This window comes from Candidatus Pelagibacter sp. HIMB1509 (genome assembly GCF_052047855.1).
Taxonomy (GTDB): Bacteria; Pseudomonadota; Alphaproteobacteria; order Pelagibacterales; family Pelagibacteraceae; genus Pelagibacter.
The window spans coordinates 780,021-795,414 of record NZ_JBNAIU010000001.1 but is presented as its reverse complement, the minus strand read 5'-3'; the positions used below and the strand labels follow the sequence as shown (position 1 = coordinate 795,414).

The 15,394-nt window shown below is 29.2% G+C and carries 19 protein-coding genes; 6 read left to right on the top strand and 13 right to left on the bottom strand.

What is annotated here, in order from left to right:
• Positions 1-23 precede the first annotated feature (23 nt).
• The 8 genes from ACTTBO_RS04190 to mnmA form a co-directional block, all read right to left on the bottom strand.
• Positions 24-818 carry an adenylyl-sulfate reductase gene (locus ACTTBO_RS04190; RefSeq protein ID WP_440656543.1) on the bottom strand — a complete coding sequence of 265 codons (795 nt, stop codon included), beginning with the start codon at positions 816-818 and terminating at the stop codon, positions 24-26.
• Between the two features lie 98 nt (positions 819-916).
• Positions 917-1,315, bottom strand: coding sequence for an HIT family protein (locus ACTTBO_RS04185; RefSeq protein ID WP_440656542.1), 399 nt, complete (start codon positions 1,313-1,315; stop codon positions 917-919).
• A gap of 2 nt (positions 1,316-1,317) precedes the next feature.
• Positions 1,318-2,061, bottom strand: coding sequence for an aminotransferase class IV (locus tag ACTTBO_RS04180; protein ID WP_440656541.1), 744 nt, complete (start codon positions 2,059-2,061; stop codon positions 1,318-1,320).
• On the bottom strand, positions 2,021-2,581 hold the full coding sequence (locus ACTTBO_RS04175) for an aminodeoxychorismate/anthranilate synthase component II (protein WP_440656540.1): 561 nt from the start codon (positions 2,579-2,581) through the stop codon (positions 2,021-2,023). The genes ACTTBO_RS04180 and ACTTBO_RS04175 overlap by 41 nt, the downstream gene beginning before the upstream one ends.
• Positions 2,578-3,735 carry a chorismate-binding protein gene (locus tag ACTTBO_RS04170; RefSeq protein ID WP_440656539.1) on the bottom strand — a complete coding sequence of 386 codons (1,158 nt, stop codon included), beginning with the start codon at positions 3,733-3,735 and terminating at the stop codon, positions 2,578-2,580. The genes ACTTBO_RS04175 and ACTTBO_RS04170 overlap by 4 nt, the downstream gene beginning before the upstream one ends.
• Positions 3,736-3,739: 4 nt before the next feature.
• Complete coding sequence (locus ACTTBO_RS04165) at positions 3,740-4,960, bottom strand: MFS transporter (RefSeq protein WP_440656538.1); 1,221 nt, start codon at positions 4,958-4,960, stop codon at positions 3,740-3,742.
• A gap of 3 nt (positions 4,961-4,963) precedes the next feature.
• On the bottom strand, positions 4,964-6,139 hold the full coding sequence (locus ACTTBO_RS04160; RefSeq protein WP_440656537.1) for a trans-sulfuration enzyme family protein: 1,176 nt from the start codon (positions 6,137-6,139) through the stop codon (positions 4,964-4,966).
• Between the two features lie 162 nt (positions 6,140-6,301).
• Positions 6,302-7,420, bottom strand: coding sequence for a tRNA 2-thiouridine(34) synthase MnmA (gene mnmA, locus ACTTBO_RS04155; RefSeq protein WP_440656536.1), 1,119 nt, complete (start codon positions 7,418-7,420; stop codon positions 6,302-6,304).
• Between the two features lie 41 nt (positions 7,421-7,461).
• Between mnmA and ACTTBO_RS04150 the strand changes: the two genes are divergently transcribed.
• Together ACTTBO_RS04150 and ACTTBO_RS04145 are read left to right on the top strand one after the other, a co-directional pair.
• A complete protein-coding gene (locus tag ACTTBO_RS04150; protein ID WP_428080254.1) occupies positions 7,462-7,632 on the top strand; it encodes a DUF3553 domain-containing protein in 171 nt (56 codons plus the stop codon).
• Between the two features lie 3 nt (positions 7,633-7,635).
• Positions 7,636-8,400 carry a 3'(2'),5'-bisphosphate nucleotidase CysQ family protein gene (locus tag ACTTBO_RS04145; protein WP_440656535.1) on the top strand — a complete coding sequence of 255 codons (765 nt, stop codon included), beginning with the start codon at positions 7,636-7,638 and terminating at the stop codon, positions 8,398-8,400.
• A 134-nt stretch (positions 8,401-8,534) separates the two neighbouring features.
• Here ACTTBO_RS04145 and ACTTBO_RS04140 read toward each other — a convergent pair whose 3' ends face one another.
• A complete protein-coding gene (locus ACTTBO_RS04140; RefSeq protein ID WP_440656534.1) occupies positions 8,535-9,098 on the bottom strand; it encodes a regulatory protein RecX in 564 nt (187 codons plus the stop codon).
• Positions 9,099-9,122: 24 nt separating this feature from the next.
• Between ACTTBO_RS04140 and ACTTBO_RS04135 the strand changes: the two genes are divergently transcribed.
• Positions 9,123-9,596, top strand: coding sequence for an ABA4-like family protein (locus ACTTBO_RS04135; protein ID WP_440654372.1), 474 nt, complete (start codon positions 9,123-9,125; stop codon positions 9,594-9,596).
• Complete coding sequence (locus ACTTBO_RS04130) at positions 9,589-10,167, top strand: 2-hydroxychromene-2-carboxylate isomerase (protein ID WP_440656533.1); 579 nt, start codon at positions 9,589-9,591, stop codon at positions 10,165-10,167. The genes ACTTBO_RS04135 and ACTTBO_RS04130 overlap by 8 nt, the downstream gene beginning before the upstream one ends.
• Here the strand turns inward: ACTTBO_RS04130 and ACTTBO_RS04125 are convergent.
• Positions 10,164-10,505 (bottom strand): rhodanese-like domain-containing protein, encoded by a 342-nt coding sequence (locus tag ACTTBO_RS04125; RefSeq protein WP_440656532.1) that lies wholly within the window; start codon positions 10,503-10,505, stop codon positions 10,164-10,166. The two genes, ACTTBO_RS04130 and ACTTBO_RS04125, sit on opposite strands and share 4 nt — an antisense overlap.
• 65 nt (positions 10,506-10,570) lie before the next feature.
• On the opposite strand from ACTTBO_RS04125, the gene ACTTBO_RS04120 reads away from it, so the two are divergent.
• Together ACTTBO_RS04120 and bcp are read left to right on the top strand one after the other, a co-directional pair.
• Complete coding sequence (locus tag ACTTBO_RS04120; RefSeq protein ID WP_440656531.1) at positions 10,571-11,548, top strand: glycosyltransferase family 2 protein; 978 nt, start codon at positions 10,571-10,573, stop codon at positions 11,546-11,548.
• Positions 11,541-12,008 (top strand): thioredoxin-dependent thiol peroxidase, encoded by a 468-nt coding sequence (gene bcp / locus ACTTBO_RS04115; RefSeq protein WP_440656530.1) that lies wholly within the window; start codon positions 11,541-11,543, stop codon positions 12,006-12,008. The genes ACTTBO_RS04120 and bcp overlap by 8 nt, the downstream gene beginning before the upstream one ends.
• 58 nt (positions 12,009-12,066) lie before the next feature.
• On the opposite strand, the gene ACTTBO_RS04110 is transcribed toward bcp, so the two are convergent.
• From ACTTBO_RS04110 to ACTTBO_RS04100, 3 genes are all read right to left on the bottom strand, one after another.
• Positions 12,067-13,359, bottom strand: coding sequence for an ammonium transporter (locus ACTTBO_RS04110; protein ID WP_440656529.1), 1,293 nt, complete (start codon positions 13,357-13,359; stop codon positions 12,067-12,069).
• Positions 13,360-13,588: 229 nt separating this feature from the next.
• Positions 13,589-14,890 carry an ammonium transporter gene (locus ACTTBO_RS04105; protein ID WP_440656528.1) on the bottom strand — a complete coding sequence of 434 codons (1,302 nt, stop codon included), beginning with the start codon at positions 14,888-14,890 and terminating at the stop codon, positions 13,589-13,591.
• 145 nt (positions 14,891-15,035) lie between these two features.
• Positions 15,036-15,311, bottom strand: a complete 276-nt coding sequence (locus ACTTBO_RS04100; protein ID WP_440656527.1) for an HU family DNA-binding protein — start codon at positions 15,309-15,311, stop codon at positions 15,036-15,038.
• Positions 15,312-15,394: the final 83 nt, after the last annotated feature.

Here is a 15,394-nt window from a genome sequence, read left to right as displayed (position 1 = left end):
TCTCCTTTTTTAATTTCATCATATTAATAATGTTTAGGTTGTTCTCTTTTAATACCTAAACCAAACTGTTCAGGCGCGTCAGCAGGAGGAGGTAAGTTGTCTCTTGAACCATCTGCTTCTGCTAAATTTTTTTGGATTGCTGCACCAGGTTTATAAAACATGTGTGCAAATTTAGACCAATAAACTCCTCCAAATAAAACTAAATTTGAAAGAACAAATAAAGTCAAAAATAAATAAGATAAGCCTGCTTGACCATTAGATTGTGTGTAAGACCACAACAAACCAAAAGTAGAACAAGCTAATAAAGCTAAAACAAATAAATCAGCTTTAATTATTCTGTACCATGGGTGCGCTTCCGCAGACACATCTACTCTCAAGAAAAACCAGAACCAATAACCACCAATACATGTAAGTATTGCTCCTACATGCCAAATCATTGACCACGTAGATGAAGTGGGCTTATCAGCTCCAGTATAACAGAATACTAAAACTGCTGATGCAACCCAAAATAATATTGTTCCATACATTCCAAGTACGTGTGCAAGTCTTCTTTTTCCAAATCCAAGTTCTGCAGTTGTGCCGATATCGTAAACTGTTGTCTTTGCGATAATTGAAGCTCTTTCTCCTGTACTCAATTCCTTAACAGCATTAGCTTTGGCTTTTTTGGCATTATTAAAAAAATAAGTAACATTTTTGTGAACAATCATCTGAATAATTGTTCCAACTGCAATCAAAATAACCATAGCAATTATAAAGCTTTGCATTGCAAAAGGTGAAATTGTTTCAGCTAAAATTGAAAAAGGATTTGTAGATAACATAATTTTTTGTATTTTATAAAGTTAGTTTGAGATTTTCTAATCTAGTTAAATAAAGAGTTCAACCAAAACTATTGGTCAATTTTGTCATTAATAACAACTTAGGGTTTACGTTTGTAGTGTTGTTTGTTGGGTATTACTGATCTTACTCCACCTTGGGGGTTATCAACGTCACCTTCTCTCCTTGGTATCAAATGTATATGACAATGCATTATAGATTGACCTGCAATTTTTCCAGCATTTGTGCCAATATTAAATCCTTTTACAGTATTATCTTTTTTTAAAATCTCATTTTTAATCATTTGGATAAGGTCATTGCAAGCGATCAACTCATCATTAGTCATGTCAAAATAATCTTTAATATGTCGCTTTGGAATTATTAAACAGTGATTATCTGAAACAGGGTAAGAGTCATAACTTGCATAAGCAAGGTCATTTTCTTGAGCAATACCACTTTTTTTTGAATCACAAAATAAACAAGGGTTGTTTGGATCTCTCATGCTTAAATTAGAGTATTATATATTTTGTTTAGCTTGTTAAAGGAAATATTATTTCTACTTTTCCATTTTAATTCATCTATTTTTGACACTGATGTAATGCCCTTACCTGATCCAATAAGAATTATTTCTTCATAATCATTAATTTCTTTAATTGATATATCTTTAAAATTAATTTTAACTTTTTTACTTATAAACTTAAGTGTGTTTCCAAAATAACAATTTTTTTTTGGAGAAAATATTTTTCCGTTTTTAACAAAAACTAAATTTGAAGTACCAGTTTCTAATATTTTATTGTTTGCAACTAAAGCAATATCAAATTTAGATGAGTCAACCTTACTAAGTTTTGCCAAAATTTTTTTGTAATAAAGATTTTTATAATTTGGCTCAACTCTTTTATATCTAAATAATAATAGACTAAAATTTTTTTTAAGTTTTGGTCTTTTTCTTATTGATACGGATATTAGTTTTTTATTTAAAGCAATTCTAAATAAATTATCAGGACCTTTGTAAAGTGTATTTTTCTTAATTAGATCTAAAATAATATTCTTTAAGTTTTTTTTTCTAATTGCATATTTTTTTGTAGATTTAATTAAGTTTTCAATATGTGGTTTTAATAATATTAACTTGGAAGGTTTACCGACCATTCGCATTGTTGTAAATACACCTCTGGACCCCCAAAGATCTTTAAAAGAAACTTCTTTGAGATTACTTAGCTGATAAGATTTTTTTAATAAGAGTGTTACCATTGATTGTTAAAAATGATTCTGGGTGAAATTGAAATCCATAAACTTTATCAACGTTATTTTCTATAGACATTGCAGAACCTGAGATAGCACATCTCATAGTTATATCAAAATTTTTTACCTTAAAAGGCTCTCTTAATTTTAATGAATGATATCTTCCTACTTTAAAAATTTGACCTTTTTTAAACAACTTACTCTGTTTATTCACTATGACATTAGATTGAAACCCATGATAAATTTTATTTTGTTCAACTATTTTTCCTCCTTCGGAAAATAAGATTTGTTGAAATCCTAAACAAATTCCTATTATTTTTTTTTTACCTTTAAATTTTTTATAAATTTTAGTTGTTAAAGGATAATCTTTTGGTGAACCTGGCCCTGGTGATAGTACAATAGTTGAAGCTTTGTGAAGTTTAGAATAATTAATTTCATTAAAGTCACTGCACTCAACTTTATCAAATATAGAAAGTTGATGTACTACATTATGAGTAAAAGAGTCTTTATGATCAATTACATAAATCATTTAAATAAATCTATTAATGCTTTTGCCTTTATATAATTTTCATTGAATTCATGTTTGGCATTACTATCTACAACAACACCAGAGGCTACGGAAATTTCTGATGTATTTTTATAATTTAAAATTGATCTAATAATAATATTAAATCTCATATCTCCATTAAATTTTATAAAACCGAAACTACCAGTGTAAATGTTTCTGTTTTCTTTTTCTTGGTTATTTAAAAGATTAAGTGTGCTTATTTTGGGACAACCAATAACCGAGCCTCCAGGCATCATTGCTTTAATAATATCTAAAGTGGATGTATTTTTTTTAACTTTACCTCTAATCAAGCTTACATAATGAAAAAGATCTTTGTATTCCTCAACAGTTTTTTGTTTAGCTATTTTAACTGATCCAGGTGAGCATATTTTTGATAAATCACTTCTCTCCATATCTACTATCATATTATGCTCTTTTGTTTCTTTAATGTTTTTTCTAAAAAAATTTAATGCCTTTTTTTTATTCAAAGTTTTATTTTTTTTTAAAGTTCCAGCTATTGGTTTAGTTTCAATAATATTACCCTTCTTTAAAATTAATGTTTCAGGCGAACAGCTAATTATAGAATAATTTTTATCTTTTATTAAAAATGCCTCTGGAGCCAAATTAGATTTAGACAATCTACAAAAAAACTCTAATGGATCTATAATTGAATTGTTTTTATATTTTGTGCAAATTTTAATTTGATAGGTTTCCCCTTTTTTTATCTTTTTTTTAAAATTTTCAAAAATTTTTTTATATGTTTTTAAATTAATATTAATTTTAAATTTTGAGTAATTTTTTTTTGTTTTATTAAAATCAATTAACTTCTCGTTTAAATTAATTATTTTACTTGGTTTGTAAAAAATTCCTTTTGGAAAATTATTAGAATTTTGCTTAGGAATCTTTACTCCTATTAAATTGTTAAGAACCTCATATCCAAAAAAACCAATATATAAATCAGTTTTTTTTAATTTAATTTTTTTTTTATTAAAATTATTTAAAAACTGTACTGTATTTTTTGATGATAGAATTTTTTTTTCAGTAAATTCAGTATAAAGATCAAATCCTTTTTTTGATTTATAAATAATATAAGATTTATTGGAGCTATTAATTTTTTGTAAAATATTTTGTTTCAATTTTTTATTCTGTTCTTAATCTTAATACTGGCTCTTCTTTAATAGGTAAATGAACAATTGCTGCAAACACTGATAACATAATTGCTAAATACCAAGCATAATCATAAGATCCATATAGATCATAAAATAAGCCTCCTAGATAAGCACCAAAAAAAGATCCTATTTGATGACTTAAAAATACTATTCCATACAATAAACCTAAAAATTTTGTTCCAAAAATATGAGCAACAATACCGCTTGTGGCTGGAACGGTTGATAACCATAAAAAACCAAAACTTGCTCCAAATATAAATGCATTAAGTGTACTAGGTGGAAGAAATATAAAGAATATTATTGAGAAACCCCTCAGCGCATAAATCGCACTCAAAATAATTTTCTTACTCATTTTAGTTGATAGATATCCGCTAAATAATGATCCAAAAATATTAAATAATCCTATTAAAGATAAGATTGCTGCTGCAGTCCAACTTTCTAATCCTCTATCTATAACATATGTTGGGACATGCGTTCCAACCAAAGTAATGTGAAATCCACATACAAAAAAACCTAGTACTAACAATATATAACTTTTATTTTTAAAGGCTTCATTTAATGCTTGTGAGGTACTTTGATCATTTGGTTTTTCTAAAATCTGATCACTAGATGGTGATCTAACAAAAAAAGAAATAATTAATCCCATAATCAAAAATAATAAAAACCACAAAAGAGTAGTTTCCCATCCATTGTTATTTAAAGATAGATTTGTAAAAATTGGTGAAACAAAGTAGCCAAATGAACCAACTGCCGTGACTATACTCATCGCAATTGTTCTATTAGATAGTGGAAAATGTTTTCCTACAACAGACATTGGAATGCTAATAGCAGTACCACCCAATCCAATTCCGATTAATATACCCATATCCAGCTGAAAATAGAGATTAGTATTTGGACCAGCATACAAAAAATAAATTCCTAAAATATAAAATATAAAAGCCAACATAATAGCTTTATGGCCACCATACTTATCTGCTATTGCTCCAAAAATAGGTCCTGTTAATCCCCACATCAACATTTGTAGACCAATTGACAATCCAGATTCAGTAAGGGAAATATTTAAATCATTTTTAAAGTCTGAAAAAAACAATCCAAAGGTTTGTCTTACTCCCAAAGAAACTAAAACTACAAAACATGCTGCCAATAATGTAATTAAAGCTGTTTTGTTTCTAATAAACTTTTCTGAGGCCATTTATTATTTTAGGTGTTTTAGGGCCTGCTTAATATCAGCGATAAGGTCGCTTGGATCTTCTAAACCAATATGCAATCTAACAATATACTCGTTTTTTGCTAATTTAAGATAACTTCTATTTCCTTGTTCTCTTACATTTTGATGTAATGCTAAACTTTCAAACCCTCCCCAACTGTAACCGTGTCCAAATAATTTTAAATTATTTACAAATTTAACAACTGCCTTTTCACTTTTGGCTTTAATTCTTAAGCCCATTAAACCTGAAGCACCTGAATAATATTTCTTCCACATTCTAAAATTGTAAGAGTCTTTTTTGTATGGATATAGCAATTTTATATTTTTAAATTTAGATAAAAATTCTGCTACTTTTTTTGCATTTTCTCTGTGCCTATCCAATCTAACGTCTAAAGTTCTTAATCCCCTTGTAATCAAATAAGCATCATCAGGTCCTAATCTTAAACCTGTAATTCTTTCTGCTGCTTTAACTTTTGGAAAAACTTTTTTATTTACTGCTAGGCTTCCACCCATTACATCAGAATGACCTGAGTAATATTTTGTTGCTGAAACAATTGCCATATCAAAACCAAGTTTAATAGGTTTTAAAAAATATGGAGTTCCCCATGTGTTATCAATTGCTGTTAAAATTTTATGCTTTTTTGCAATTGAAATAATTTTACCTAAATCTTGAAAATCAAATGTATTGCTTCCTGGGTTTTCTACAAAAATTAATTTAGTTTTTTTTGTAATAGCTTTTTCTAATGTCTTAAGATCATGAGGATTGTAAAAAGTTGTTTTGATTTTAAATTCTTTTAAAAAATCTTCTGTTAGCAATCTTGTTGGGCTGTAAACTGTATCAGCAACAATTATTTCATCACCAGGTCTTGTCACACTAAAAATTGCAAGAAATACAGATCCAAACCCAGTAGGTGTTAAAAAAGTAAAGTAACTTTCCTCTAGTTTAGATAAAATTTGTTGTAATATATGAGTCGTTGATGTTCCTTGTCTTCCATAATCAAAATGTCCGCCAGTAGGATTTTTTTTAGCTTTCTCTTGGGTTTTTCTAATATCTTGCATCGATTTAAAAATAATCGTTGAAGCACGCACAATTGGTGGATTAACAGACTGATTATGAAAGTCTTTTGCCGTATGTTTTAAAAATGTTTTAAAAGAATTACTCATAATAAAATTTGATATGTTTAAAAGACAATGCTATATCCCGTAAAAAACGTCAATAAATTAATAAATAGGACTAAATGAGTTATCCGAAGAAACATAGGGGTCGAAGAAAACAAGGCTCCAAAAAGAGAAGAGCAAAAAGAAAAAATAAGAAGAAGTAATTCTTTATTCTTTAATCCATCCACCACCAAGAACTCTATGACCATATTGGTCTTTGCTATAGAATACGCATGCCTGTCCTGGAGATATTCCATCCTCAGGATTTAATAGATGAACATTTGCAGTATTATTATCTTTTAAATCTACTTTTGCCTCAAGAAGACTACCTGTTGATCTAACTTTTACAAATATATTTTGATCAAGGTCTTTTTTGTCAGTTAATAAGTTTAAATCTTTTAAAGATATTTCTTTTTTTCCAAGTTTTTCTTTAGGTCCTACCACAATTTCATTTTTATCTGAATTTATTTTTAAAACATATAAAGCTTCTTTATCTGAAACCTTAATTCCCTTTCTTTGTCCAATTGTAAAATTAATAATACCATCATGAACACCGATTACTTTTCCATCTAAATTTTTAATATTCCCTTTTTGAAAAGAGTCTGGTCTAAATTTTCTAATTACTGATGCATAATCTCCATTAGGTACAAAACAAATATCCTGACTATCTGGTTTATCTGCTACATTTAAATCCAACTCTTTAGCAATTTCTCTTGTTTTATCTTTTAACATTCCACCTAATGGAAATCTTAAATAATCTAGCTGCTCTCTTGTTGTGTTAAATAAAAAATAACTTTGATCTCTATTTTCATCAATTGCTCTATACATATTATTGGTGTTCTTTGATGTAATATTTTTTACATAATGCCCCGTAACTAGTGCGTCTGCTTTAAGTTCTTTTGAAACTTCAAATAAATCTTTAAACTTTACTGTTTGATTACATTGAACACATGGAATTGGAGTTTCACCTTTTAAATAACTATCAACAAAATTATCTATTACTCCTTGCTTGAATTTATCTTGATAGTATAAAATTTTATGTTCAATACCTAATTTATGAGCAACACGTTTTGCATCCATAATATCTTGACCTGAACAACACTGTTTAGATTGAGCTACTTCTTTTCCGTCGTCATAAAGTTTAAGAGTAATACCTATAACTTTATAACCTTCGTTTTTCATAATTCCTGCTACAGTTGACGAGTCTACCCCACCAGACATTGCAACTACAACCGTTGTGTCTTCAGGTTTTTTGTTAAATCCGATAGAGTTTAATTCTTTATTCATTAGGTGGTATTTATACTTATTTACAATATAAGTTAAATTAAATGATTTTAGATTATGAACCAGGTGACAAAGTCACTAATCCTGAGAAAAAAGAATGGGGCATTGGACAAGTACAATCAATTATAAAAGATAAGGTTACTGTTAATTTTGAAAATGCAGGTAAAAAAGTGATAAATGCAAAAAATATAGAATTAAAAAAAATAGGTAAATAAAAGATGGACTTACAAAAAATCATTGAAGATTTAGTTGATACTTTTTTATCAGCGGGGGACTTGTCCATTCAACTAAGAGAAAAAGGATTAAGCAAAGAAATTAAATCTGACAATACTCCAGTTAGTAATGGTGATATTGAAGTAAATAATTTTATATCTTCTCAAGTATCCAAAATAACACCTAACATTCCAATTATTTCAGAAGAAACTTCTGAAAACAAAGATAATTCTAAATTAAAAGATTTTTGGTTGGTGGACCCTATAGATGGAACCTATGATTACATAAATAATTTAGAAGAATTTACTATTAATGCAGGTTTAATTATTAACAATAAACCTGTTGCAGGGTTAATAAATGCACCTGCTAAAAAAAGAATGTTTTATTCATATGAGAAAGGTAAATCTTTTGAGTTTACTAATGAAAAAACAATAAACCTTTCTGAGTTACCATCTAAAAGAACAAAGCCACTTAATTTCATTTCTTACAGCAATAAAATTAAACCTGAGATACAAAAAATTTATGATGAATTGGGTGTTAAGAAACATACTAGAATGAAAAGTTCTTTAAAATTTTGTGTTGTTGCTGCATGTGAGTTTGATGGTTATGTTGCTGAACCTCGAGCTTACGAGTGGGATATTGCTGCAGGACATGCAATTTTAGAAAATGCAGGAGGATCTGTGAGAGACTTTGATGGTAATGAAATTTTATATGGTAAGAAAGATTTAAAAAATCCAAGTTTAATTTTGAAAAGTAAAAATATAATTTAATGGATGAGCAATTAAGAATTATTTTAATTATAATAGTATCAGTCTCAATTTTTGGATTACTAGTTTTTGTTTTTGTTAAAAATTATATTAGAAACAAAATAAATCACCTTGTAGACGAACAGAAAAAAAGAAAATTAAAGTAATTTAATTATCTTTTCATATTCATTTTTATCAATATCCATCACTTTTTTGGATGTTTCAAAATCAAATCCATTTCTTGCTAGTAAAGAAATATCTTTTTTATAAAACAAAGTTCTATTATCTTCTGCTCTTGCTGGTCCTATTCTCTTTTTTTTACACAATTTTATTGCTGAAAAGAAATCCTGATCAGAATTATCCTCTTTTATTTTCTCAATTGCATCCTTAATAAAACCATCATCAATTCCTTTGCCCATTAAATAATTTCTAATTTTATTTATGGAATTTCCTCTTTGGATCATACTCTTTGCTTTGCTTTCTGAATAAAATTGATCATTGATAAATTTATTTTTTTCTAGATCAGATAGAACAATATCAATTAATTTGTTTATATCTTTTTTTCTAGAGTCTGTTGCAGAGAGTTTCATGTATTTTTTTAATAAATATGTTTTAAGTTGTTGTTTTGAAGGTGCATATTTTTCAACATAGGCAAACGCAAAATTCCTCATTTCATCAACAGTAACTTGAAGTGTTTTTCTTTTATTTCTTATAGGAATCATCGTTAGATTTTATATAATATAAATATGATCGAACAAATTTATAACTACTTCACAATTGATGTGCTTTATATGTGGATCAATTTAGGAGTTATACCCTTTTGGTTCATCTTAATAGTTTTTCCCCAGTCACACTTAAGTAGGTATGTGGTAACTACTATATTTCCATTTCTATTATTAAGTGGGGTTTATATTTACATTTTATATAGATCTTTCATCGTTGGTTATGACTTCGATGCTAATTTTAGTTTGTATCTTGGTTTAGTTGAGTTATCTCGACTGTTTGAAGATAATCTATACCTAACTCTTTTCTGGACTCATTTTGTAGCTATAAATTTATTTGTTGGTGGATGGATGGTTAAAGACTCTCAAAAATACTATGTAAATAAAGTATTAATGTCAGTCCCTTTAATAATTACATACCTGATTGGACCTATAGGATTATTTATTTATTGGATAATTAGAATATTTTACGCCAAAAGACTAAATCTATATGAGTGATCATATAGATTTTTACTTCGATATTATTAGCCCTTACGCTTACATCGCATATAAAAAAATTTTAAAAATTAACAATGTTGATTTTAAATTAAAGCCAATATTGTTAGGTGGTCTTCACAACTTAGCAGGTATTACTGCTCCTGCTTTTAACAAATATAAAATGAAAAATATGCAAAATGATTGTGAGGTTGTTGCAAAAAAAAATAACATAAGTTTCAAATGGAATTCTAGATTTCCAATCAACTCTTTAAGTATAATGAGAGGTTATCTTTGTGTTAAGGATGATAAAAAAGAAGAGTACTTAAATAGTTTTTTTGAGGCTTATTGGAAAGAAGACCTAGATTTATCTAATGAAGATACTATTAAACAACTATTAAAAAAATTAAAAATTGATGAGAATGATTATTTTAATTCTATTAATAACCAAGACATTAAATATAAATTACAAGAATTTACTAAAGATGCTTTTGAAAAAGAGGTTTTTGGTGCTCCAACTTTTATAGTAAATAATAAAATTTTTTGGGGTCAAGACCGTCTAGAATACGCTCTAGATGAAATTAAAAATATTTAAACTATTTTAAAACTACTATTAATGATAGATCCAAAACCACCTTCAATGTGAGAAATGTTTTTGAAACCTTTTTTAGTTAAGGACTTTACTGACATTTCAGATCTAACTCCACCGGCACAAAACAAAACTACTTCTTTATTTTTATCAATTTGACCATTCTTAAAAACATCACTATTAGGATCAAGAAGAGTTTCTAAATTCCCCATAGGTATATGGTTAGCTCCTTCAACTCTCCCTGTAAGTTCTAATTCATTTAATTCTCTAATATCAATTAGATTACATTTGTTTTCTTGAACCATTTGATAAGCTTGATCAGCACTTATAGTTGAAATTTCCATAGACTTTGTTTTACTGGAGTTTGTGATGATTTAAAAATCATATTATTATAATCTTATATCATATTATGAAAAAAATTTTTATAAAAATTTGCAAATTATTAGGTTTTGAAATTATAGATCAAAACTCTTTTTCGTCTCCAACACTAAATAAAGTTTTGAATGAAGAGCTTTCTACTTTAAATCAAAAATCAATAATTTTACCATTAGGTGAAGTTAAGATAACAAGAAAAGTACAATCTGTACTAATAATTTTTAGAATGAACACTGATGTAGAAATCTGGGATCAAAATCGAAGAAGATTATTTGAATTTCCAAAAATTGAATATTGTAAGAGATCTTTAAATTCACTAATTAAATCAATTAAATTTTTAAACAACAAATACAAATCATTAAAAGTTAAAACAATTATTATTGATGACAATTCAACAAAAGATAAAATTCAGCAAATAAAAGATATTTTTAATGGAGAAAATATAGACATAATAAACTTAGACTACTCAAAATATGAAAATAAAATCTCAAAACAGAAAAATAAAGAAACATTTGCAAACCTAGCAAGCTTACTTCAAAGCTTTGAGATTGGTAAAGAAAGAGGAGAAGATTTAATATTTTTTTTAGAAGATGATTACCTGCATTTTGAAACTATGCTCGAAGAAATGATTTCTTCTTACGAAAGAATCGCATCTCAGATTAACAAAGATATTTTTATGTGTCCATCTGACTATCCTTACCTTTATATGACCAATGAAAAAACTAATATTTTAATTGGTAACAAACGTCATTGGAGAACTGTGGACAAGACACTTTGTACTTTTATGACATCTGCAAGTTTATTGAAAAAATATTGGGATAATTTTAATCAAAATTGTCTAGATAGGCATGATCCTTTTGAAAAATATATTAATGAGATTTATAATAAAGAAATTTGTATTTCTCCTATAAAGAGTTTATCACTACATTTAACTAACATTAATTCAAGTTATGGGTTGTCGCCATTTATAGATTATAAAAAACTTTGGGAGGAAAATAAAACACATGATTAAAGAAAATACTAAAGCACCAATTTTTAAACTACCATCAACTAACAATAAAAATTATTCTCTTAAAGATTCAATTGGTAAATATGTTGTTCTATACTTTTACCCAAAAGATGATACACCTGGATGTACAATTGAAACTAATGACTTCAATAAATTGTTAGCTAAATTTAAAAAGCTAGAGTGTGAAGTATATGGGATTTCAAAAGATAGCTTAAAAAGTCACGATAAATTTAGAGATAAATATAAAATCAAATTTGATTTACTCGCAGATGAAGAGATTAAAGTATTAAAAAAATACAAAGTCTGGGGTAAGAAAAAATTTATGGGACGTGAATTTATGGGAATAAACAGAACAACTTTTTTAATTGATAAAAAAGGTAAAATTTTAAAAATTTGGGAAAACGTTAAAGTAAAAGATCACGCCAAAGAAGTCCTAGAAACTTTAAAAGACATTTCAAAATAATAAAAAAAGGGCTCCTTATTTCTAAGGAGCCTTTTATTGTTATATATAGAGAGATATTTTAGTCCCTGATAGCGTAAGCTTTTACACCAACCTCAGCAACATCAGTTCCAAGTTTTTCAGCTTGAGCACTAATTCTAAGACCAATAGTCGCCTTTAGAACTCTAAAGACAATGTATGAAAGTATGAAACTAAATAAACATACTGCAATCACACCAGTTAACTGTGTTCCAAAATTTGTATCTGGATTACTCATTGGAACAACTAAAGTTCCAAATATACCAGCAAATAAATGAACTGGAATTGCACCTACAACATCATCAATTTTTTTACTTTCTAAAAATTTAGTACCAAAGTACATAATTAATGATCCAAGAGCTCCAATTAAAATTGCTAATAAAGGACTTGGAGTTAAAGGTTCTGCAGTAATAGCAACTAATCCTGCTAATGCTCCATTAAGCATCATTACAATATCAGTTTTACCACCAAGCAATCTTGTAACCACTGCTGCCATCACAGTTCCAGCTGCTCCTGCCAAGTGAGTGTTAACTGCAATTTTACTAATTGCATTTACATCATCAAAAGTTCCCATTGCAAGTTGACTAAATCCATTAAATCCAAACCAACCAAACCATAATAAGAAAGTTCCAAGTGTTACTAATGGTATTGAAGAGGCTGCAAAAGGAACTAAAGATTTTGTTTCACCAGATTTTGAAAATCTTCCTTCTCTAGCACCTAATAATATTACACCTGCTAAAGCAGCAGCTCCACCACAAGCATGAACTAAAGTTGAACCAGCAAAATCAGAAAAACCTGAGGTTGCTAACCAACCTCCACCCCACTGCCAACCCATTGAAATTGGATAAATTATTCCAGCCATGATTGCTGCAAAAATGAAGAATGGCCAAATTTTAATTCTTTCAGCTACAGCGCCAGACACAATTGATGCAGTTGCACATACAAACATTGTTTGAAAGAACCAATCTGAATAATCTGAATAACCTGTTGAAAGTTCAGAAGCATCACTCCACATTGAAAATGAACCAATAAATCCACCTTCAGGAATTCCGTATGCTAAATTGTAACCACAGAAAAAAAATATTAACGAACAAATTGCAAATTTACCAATATTCTTTGCTGCAATTGTTGAAACACTTTTAGTTGTCACCAATCCACTCTCAAGCATACAGAAACCTGCTGCCATAAATGCAACTAAAACACCACCAAGATAAAATCCTAGGGAATTGAAAATATATTGTCCTTCAGCTGACATTGTTGTTTCTGCTGAAGCTAAATTAGTAAAGCTTAGAAATATTAATAAGCTTAATGATATTTTTTTTAAATGATTAATCATTATCTCTCCTTTTTTTGATCATGTCGTTTTAATAAACATTTAAATTTTAAGTACTGCTGATAGGTCAAAAGAGTTATGAGAAATAAGCATATGTGTAAAAGAAAGGCCCCATTTCTGGGGCCTTTGGCTATTAACTAACTAGAAGAGAGATTTTAAGTTAATTCTTTGTTTAGAGGCTCTTCAATGAGATAACGACATGGAGATCGAAGAGCCTCTATATTGCATGCAATTAGTCACGTATTGCGTAAGCAATTACACCTGTTTCAGTAACGTCTGTACCTTTAGTTTCAGCTTCTTTACTTAATCTGATTCCAAACGTACCTTTCATTATTGACCATATGATGTAAGACACAGCAAACACAAAAATGTTAATTGAAAGCACACCAATTAATTGTGCACTGAACGATGCATCAGCGTTTGTTAATGGCACTGCAAGTGTTCCCCAAATTCCAGCAAATAAGTGAGCTGGGATTGCACCTACAACATCATCAAGTTTAAAGCTAAATAATAATTTAGTTCCAAACACTACGATTAATCCACCAACAGCTCCAATTAAAATTGCTGCAAATGGAGATGGTGCTAATGGTTCTGCAGTGATTGCTACTAGACCACCGATTGCTCCGTTTAACATTTGAATTACATCTGTTTTACCGTACATTAATCTTGTAATGATACCAGCGGCCATTACTCCACCACAAGCTGCAAGATTTGTATTGATAAAGATTGATGAGATCGCAACTGCATCATCAAAAGTACCTAATGCTAATTGTGAACCACCGTTAAATCCAAACCAACCTAACCATAGGATGAATACACCTATTGTTACTAATGGAATTGAAGACGCAGCAAAAGGTTGTAACGCTTTTGGTTGACCTTTACTGTCAAATCTTCCACTTCTAGCACCTAACAACATGATACCTGCTAAAGCAGCTGCACCACCAGTTGAGTGTACTAAAGTTGAACCAGCGAAATCAGAGAAGCCTAGTTCTGCTAACCAGCCTCCACCCCACTGCCAACCCATTACGATTGGATAAATAATTCCAGCTAAGATAGCTGCAAATAAGAAGAACGGCCATAACTTGATTCTTTCAGCCATAGCACCTGAACAAATTGAAACTGTTGTTGCACAGAATACCATTTGGAAGAACCAGTCTGAACCATCTGAATAACCAGTGTCAATTGCACTAGCATCTGACCATGGTGTAAATGATCCAATGTATCCGCCTTCTGGAATACCATAAGCTAAGTTGTAACCAACTAGCCAAAACATAATTCCAGCAATTGCGTACAAACCAATATTCTTTGCACAAATTACTGAAACACTTCTTGAAGTTACCATTCCAGATTCTAACATTGCAAAACCTGCTGCCATGAACATGACAAGGAAACCACAAATTAAAAATAGTAGAGTGTTAAATATAAACCCCACTTCAGCAGAAACAGTTGTCTCTGCCATACCTGCACTACTCATGCTTAGCAAAAATACTAAACTTAGTAATGGTGCAGATATTCTCTTTATTATTTTAGTCATAAGACCTCCACTTGTTAAAGTGGTGGTTTATAAATTTAAAAAATTTAAAAACTAACGCTGATTAGGAAAATTGGGTATGCAGTTTTTGCATATAGTAACAGCCCTAAACGTGTTTTTACAATCGTTTAGGGCTGTTAAAAAAATATTATTTATTGAATACTTCTTTTAAAGCTTTTGCTGGTAAGAATTTTACCTTCTGAGAAGCAGCGATTTGAATCTGCTCACCAGTTCTAGGGTTTCTTCCAACTCTAGCTTTTCTTTTAGCTACTTTGTACGTACCAAATCCAGCGATTTTCACTGAATCATCACCTTTTAGTGCATCTAAAATAGTGTTGGTAATTGTATCAAAAGTTCGCTCAGCATCTGCTTTGCTCAAGTTTAATGAGCCAGAAAGCTTTGCTACTAGTTGTTTTTTGTTCATTTTAGCTCCGGTTTTGTTGGTTAATATTGATACTTGTCATAAACGTTGATAAATCAAGCTTTTTTTTAGTATCTTAATTAAAA

Coding starts and splice junctions, on each gene's coding strand:
- ACTTBO_RS04190 (WP_440656543.1), bottom strand. CDS start 818: ATGTTATCTACAAATCCTTTTTCAATTTTAGCTGAAACAATTTCACCT.
- ACTTBO_RS04185 (WP_440656542.1), bottom strand. CDS start 1,315: ATGAGAGATCCAAACAACCCTTGTTTATTTTGTGATTCAAAAAAAAGT.
- ACTTBO_RS04180 (WP_440656541.1), bottom strand. CDS start 2,061: ATGGTAACACTCTTATTAAAAAAATCTTATCAGCTAAGTAATCTCAAA.
- ACTTBO_RS04175 (WP_440656540.1), bottom strand. CDS start 2,581: ATGATTTATGTAATTGATCATAAAGACTCTTTTACTCATAATGTAGTA.
- ACTTBO_RS04165 (WP_440656538.1), bottom strand. CDS start 4,960: ATGGCCTCAGAAAAGTTTATTAGAAACAAAACAGCTTTAATTACATTA.
- ACTTBO_RS04160 (WP_440656537.1), bottom strand. CDS start 6,139: ATGAGTAATTCTTTTAAAACATTTTTAAAACATACGGCAAAAGACTTT.
- mnmA (WP_440656536.1), bottom strand. CDS start 7,420: ATGAATAAAGAATTAAACTCTATCGGATTTAACAAAAAACCTGAAGAC.
- ACTTBO_RS04150 (WP_428080254.1), top strand. CDS start 7,462: ATGATTTTAGATTATGAACCAGGTGACAAAGTCACTAATCCTGAGAAA.
- ACTTBO_RS04145 (WP_440656535.1), top strand. CDS start 7,636: ATGGACTTACAAAAAATCATTGAAGATTTAGTTGATACTTTTTTATCA.
- ACTTBO_RS04140 (WP_440656534.1), bottom strand. CDS start 9,098: ATGATTCCTATAAGAAATAAAAGAAAAACACTTCAAGTTACTGTTGAT.
- ACTTBO_RS04135 (WP_440654372.1), top strand. CDS start 9,123: ATGATCGAACAAATTTATAACTACTTCACAATTGATGTGCTTTATATG.
- ACTTBO_RS04130 (WP_440656533.1), top strand. CDS start 9,589: ATGAGTGATCATATAGATTTTTACTTCGATATTATTAGCCCTTACGCT.
- ACTTBO_RS04125 (WP_440656532.1), bottom strand. CDS start 10,505: ATGGAAATTTCAACTATAAGTGCTGATCAAGCTTATCAAATGGTTCAA.
- ACTTBO_RS04120 (WP_440656531.1), top strand. CDS start 10,571: ATGAAAAAAATTTTTATAAAAATTTGCAAATTATTAGGTTTTGAAATT.
- bcp (WP_440656530.1), top strand. CDS start 11,541: ATGATTAAAGAAAATACTAAAGCACCAATTTTTAAACTACCATCAACT.
- ACTTBO_RS04110 (WP_440656529.1), bottom strand. CDS start 13,359: ATGATTAATCATTTAAAAAAAATATCATTAAGCTTATTAATATTTCTA.
- ACTTBO_RS04105 (WP_440656528.1), bottom strand. CDS start 14,890: ATGACTAAAATAATAAAGAGAATATCTGCACCATTACTAAGTTTAGTA.
- ACTTBO_RS04100 (WP_440656527.1), bottom strand. CDS start 15,311: ATGAACAAAAAACAACTAGTAGCAAAGCTTTCTGGCTCATTAAACTTG.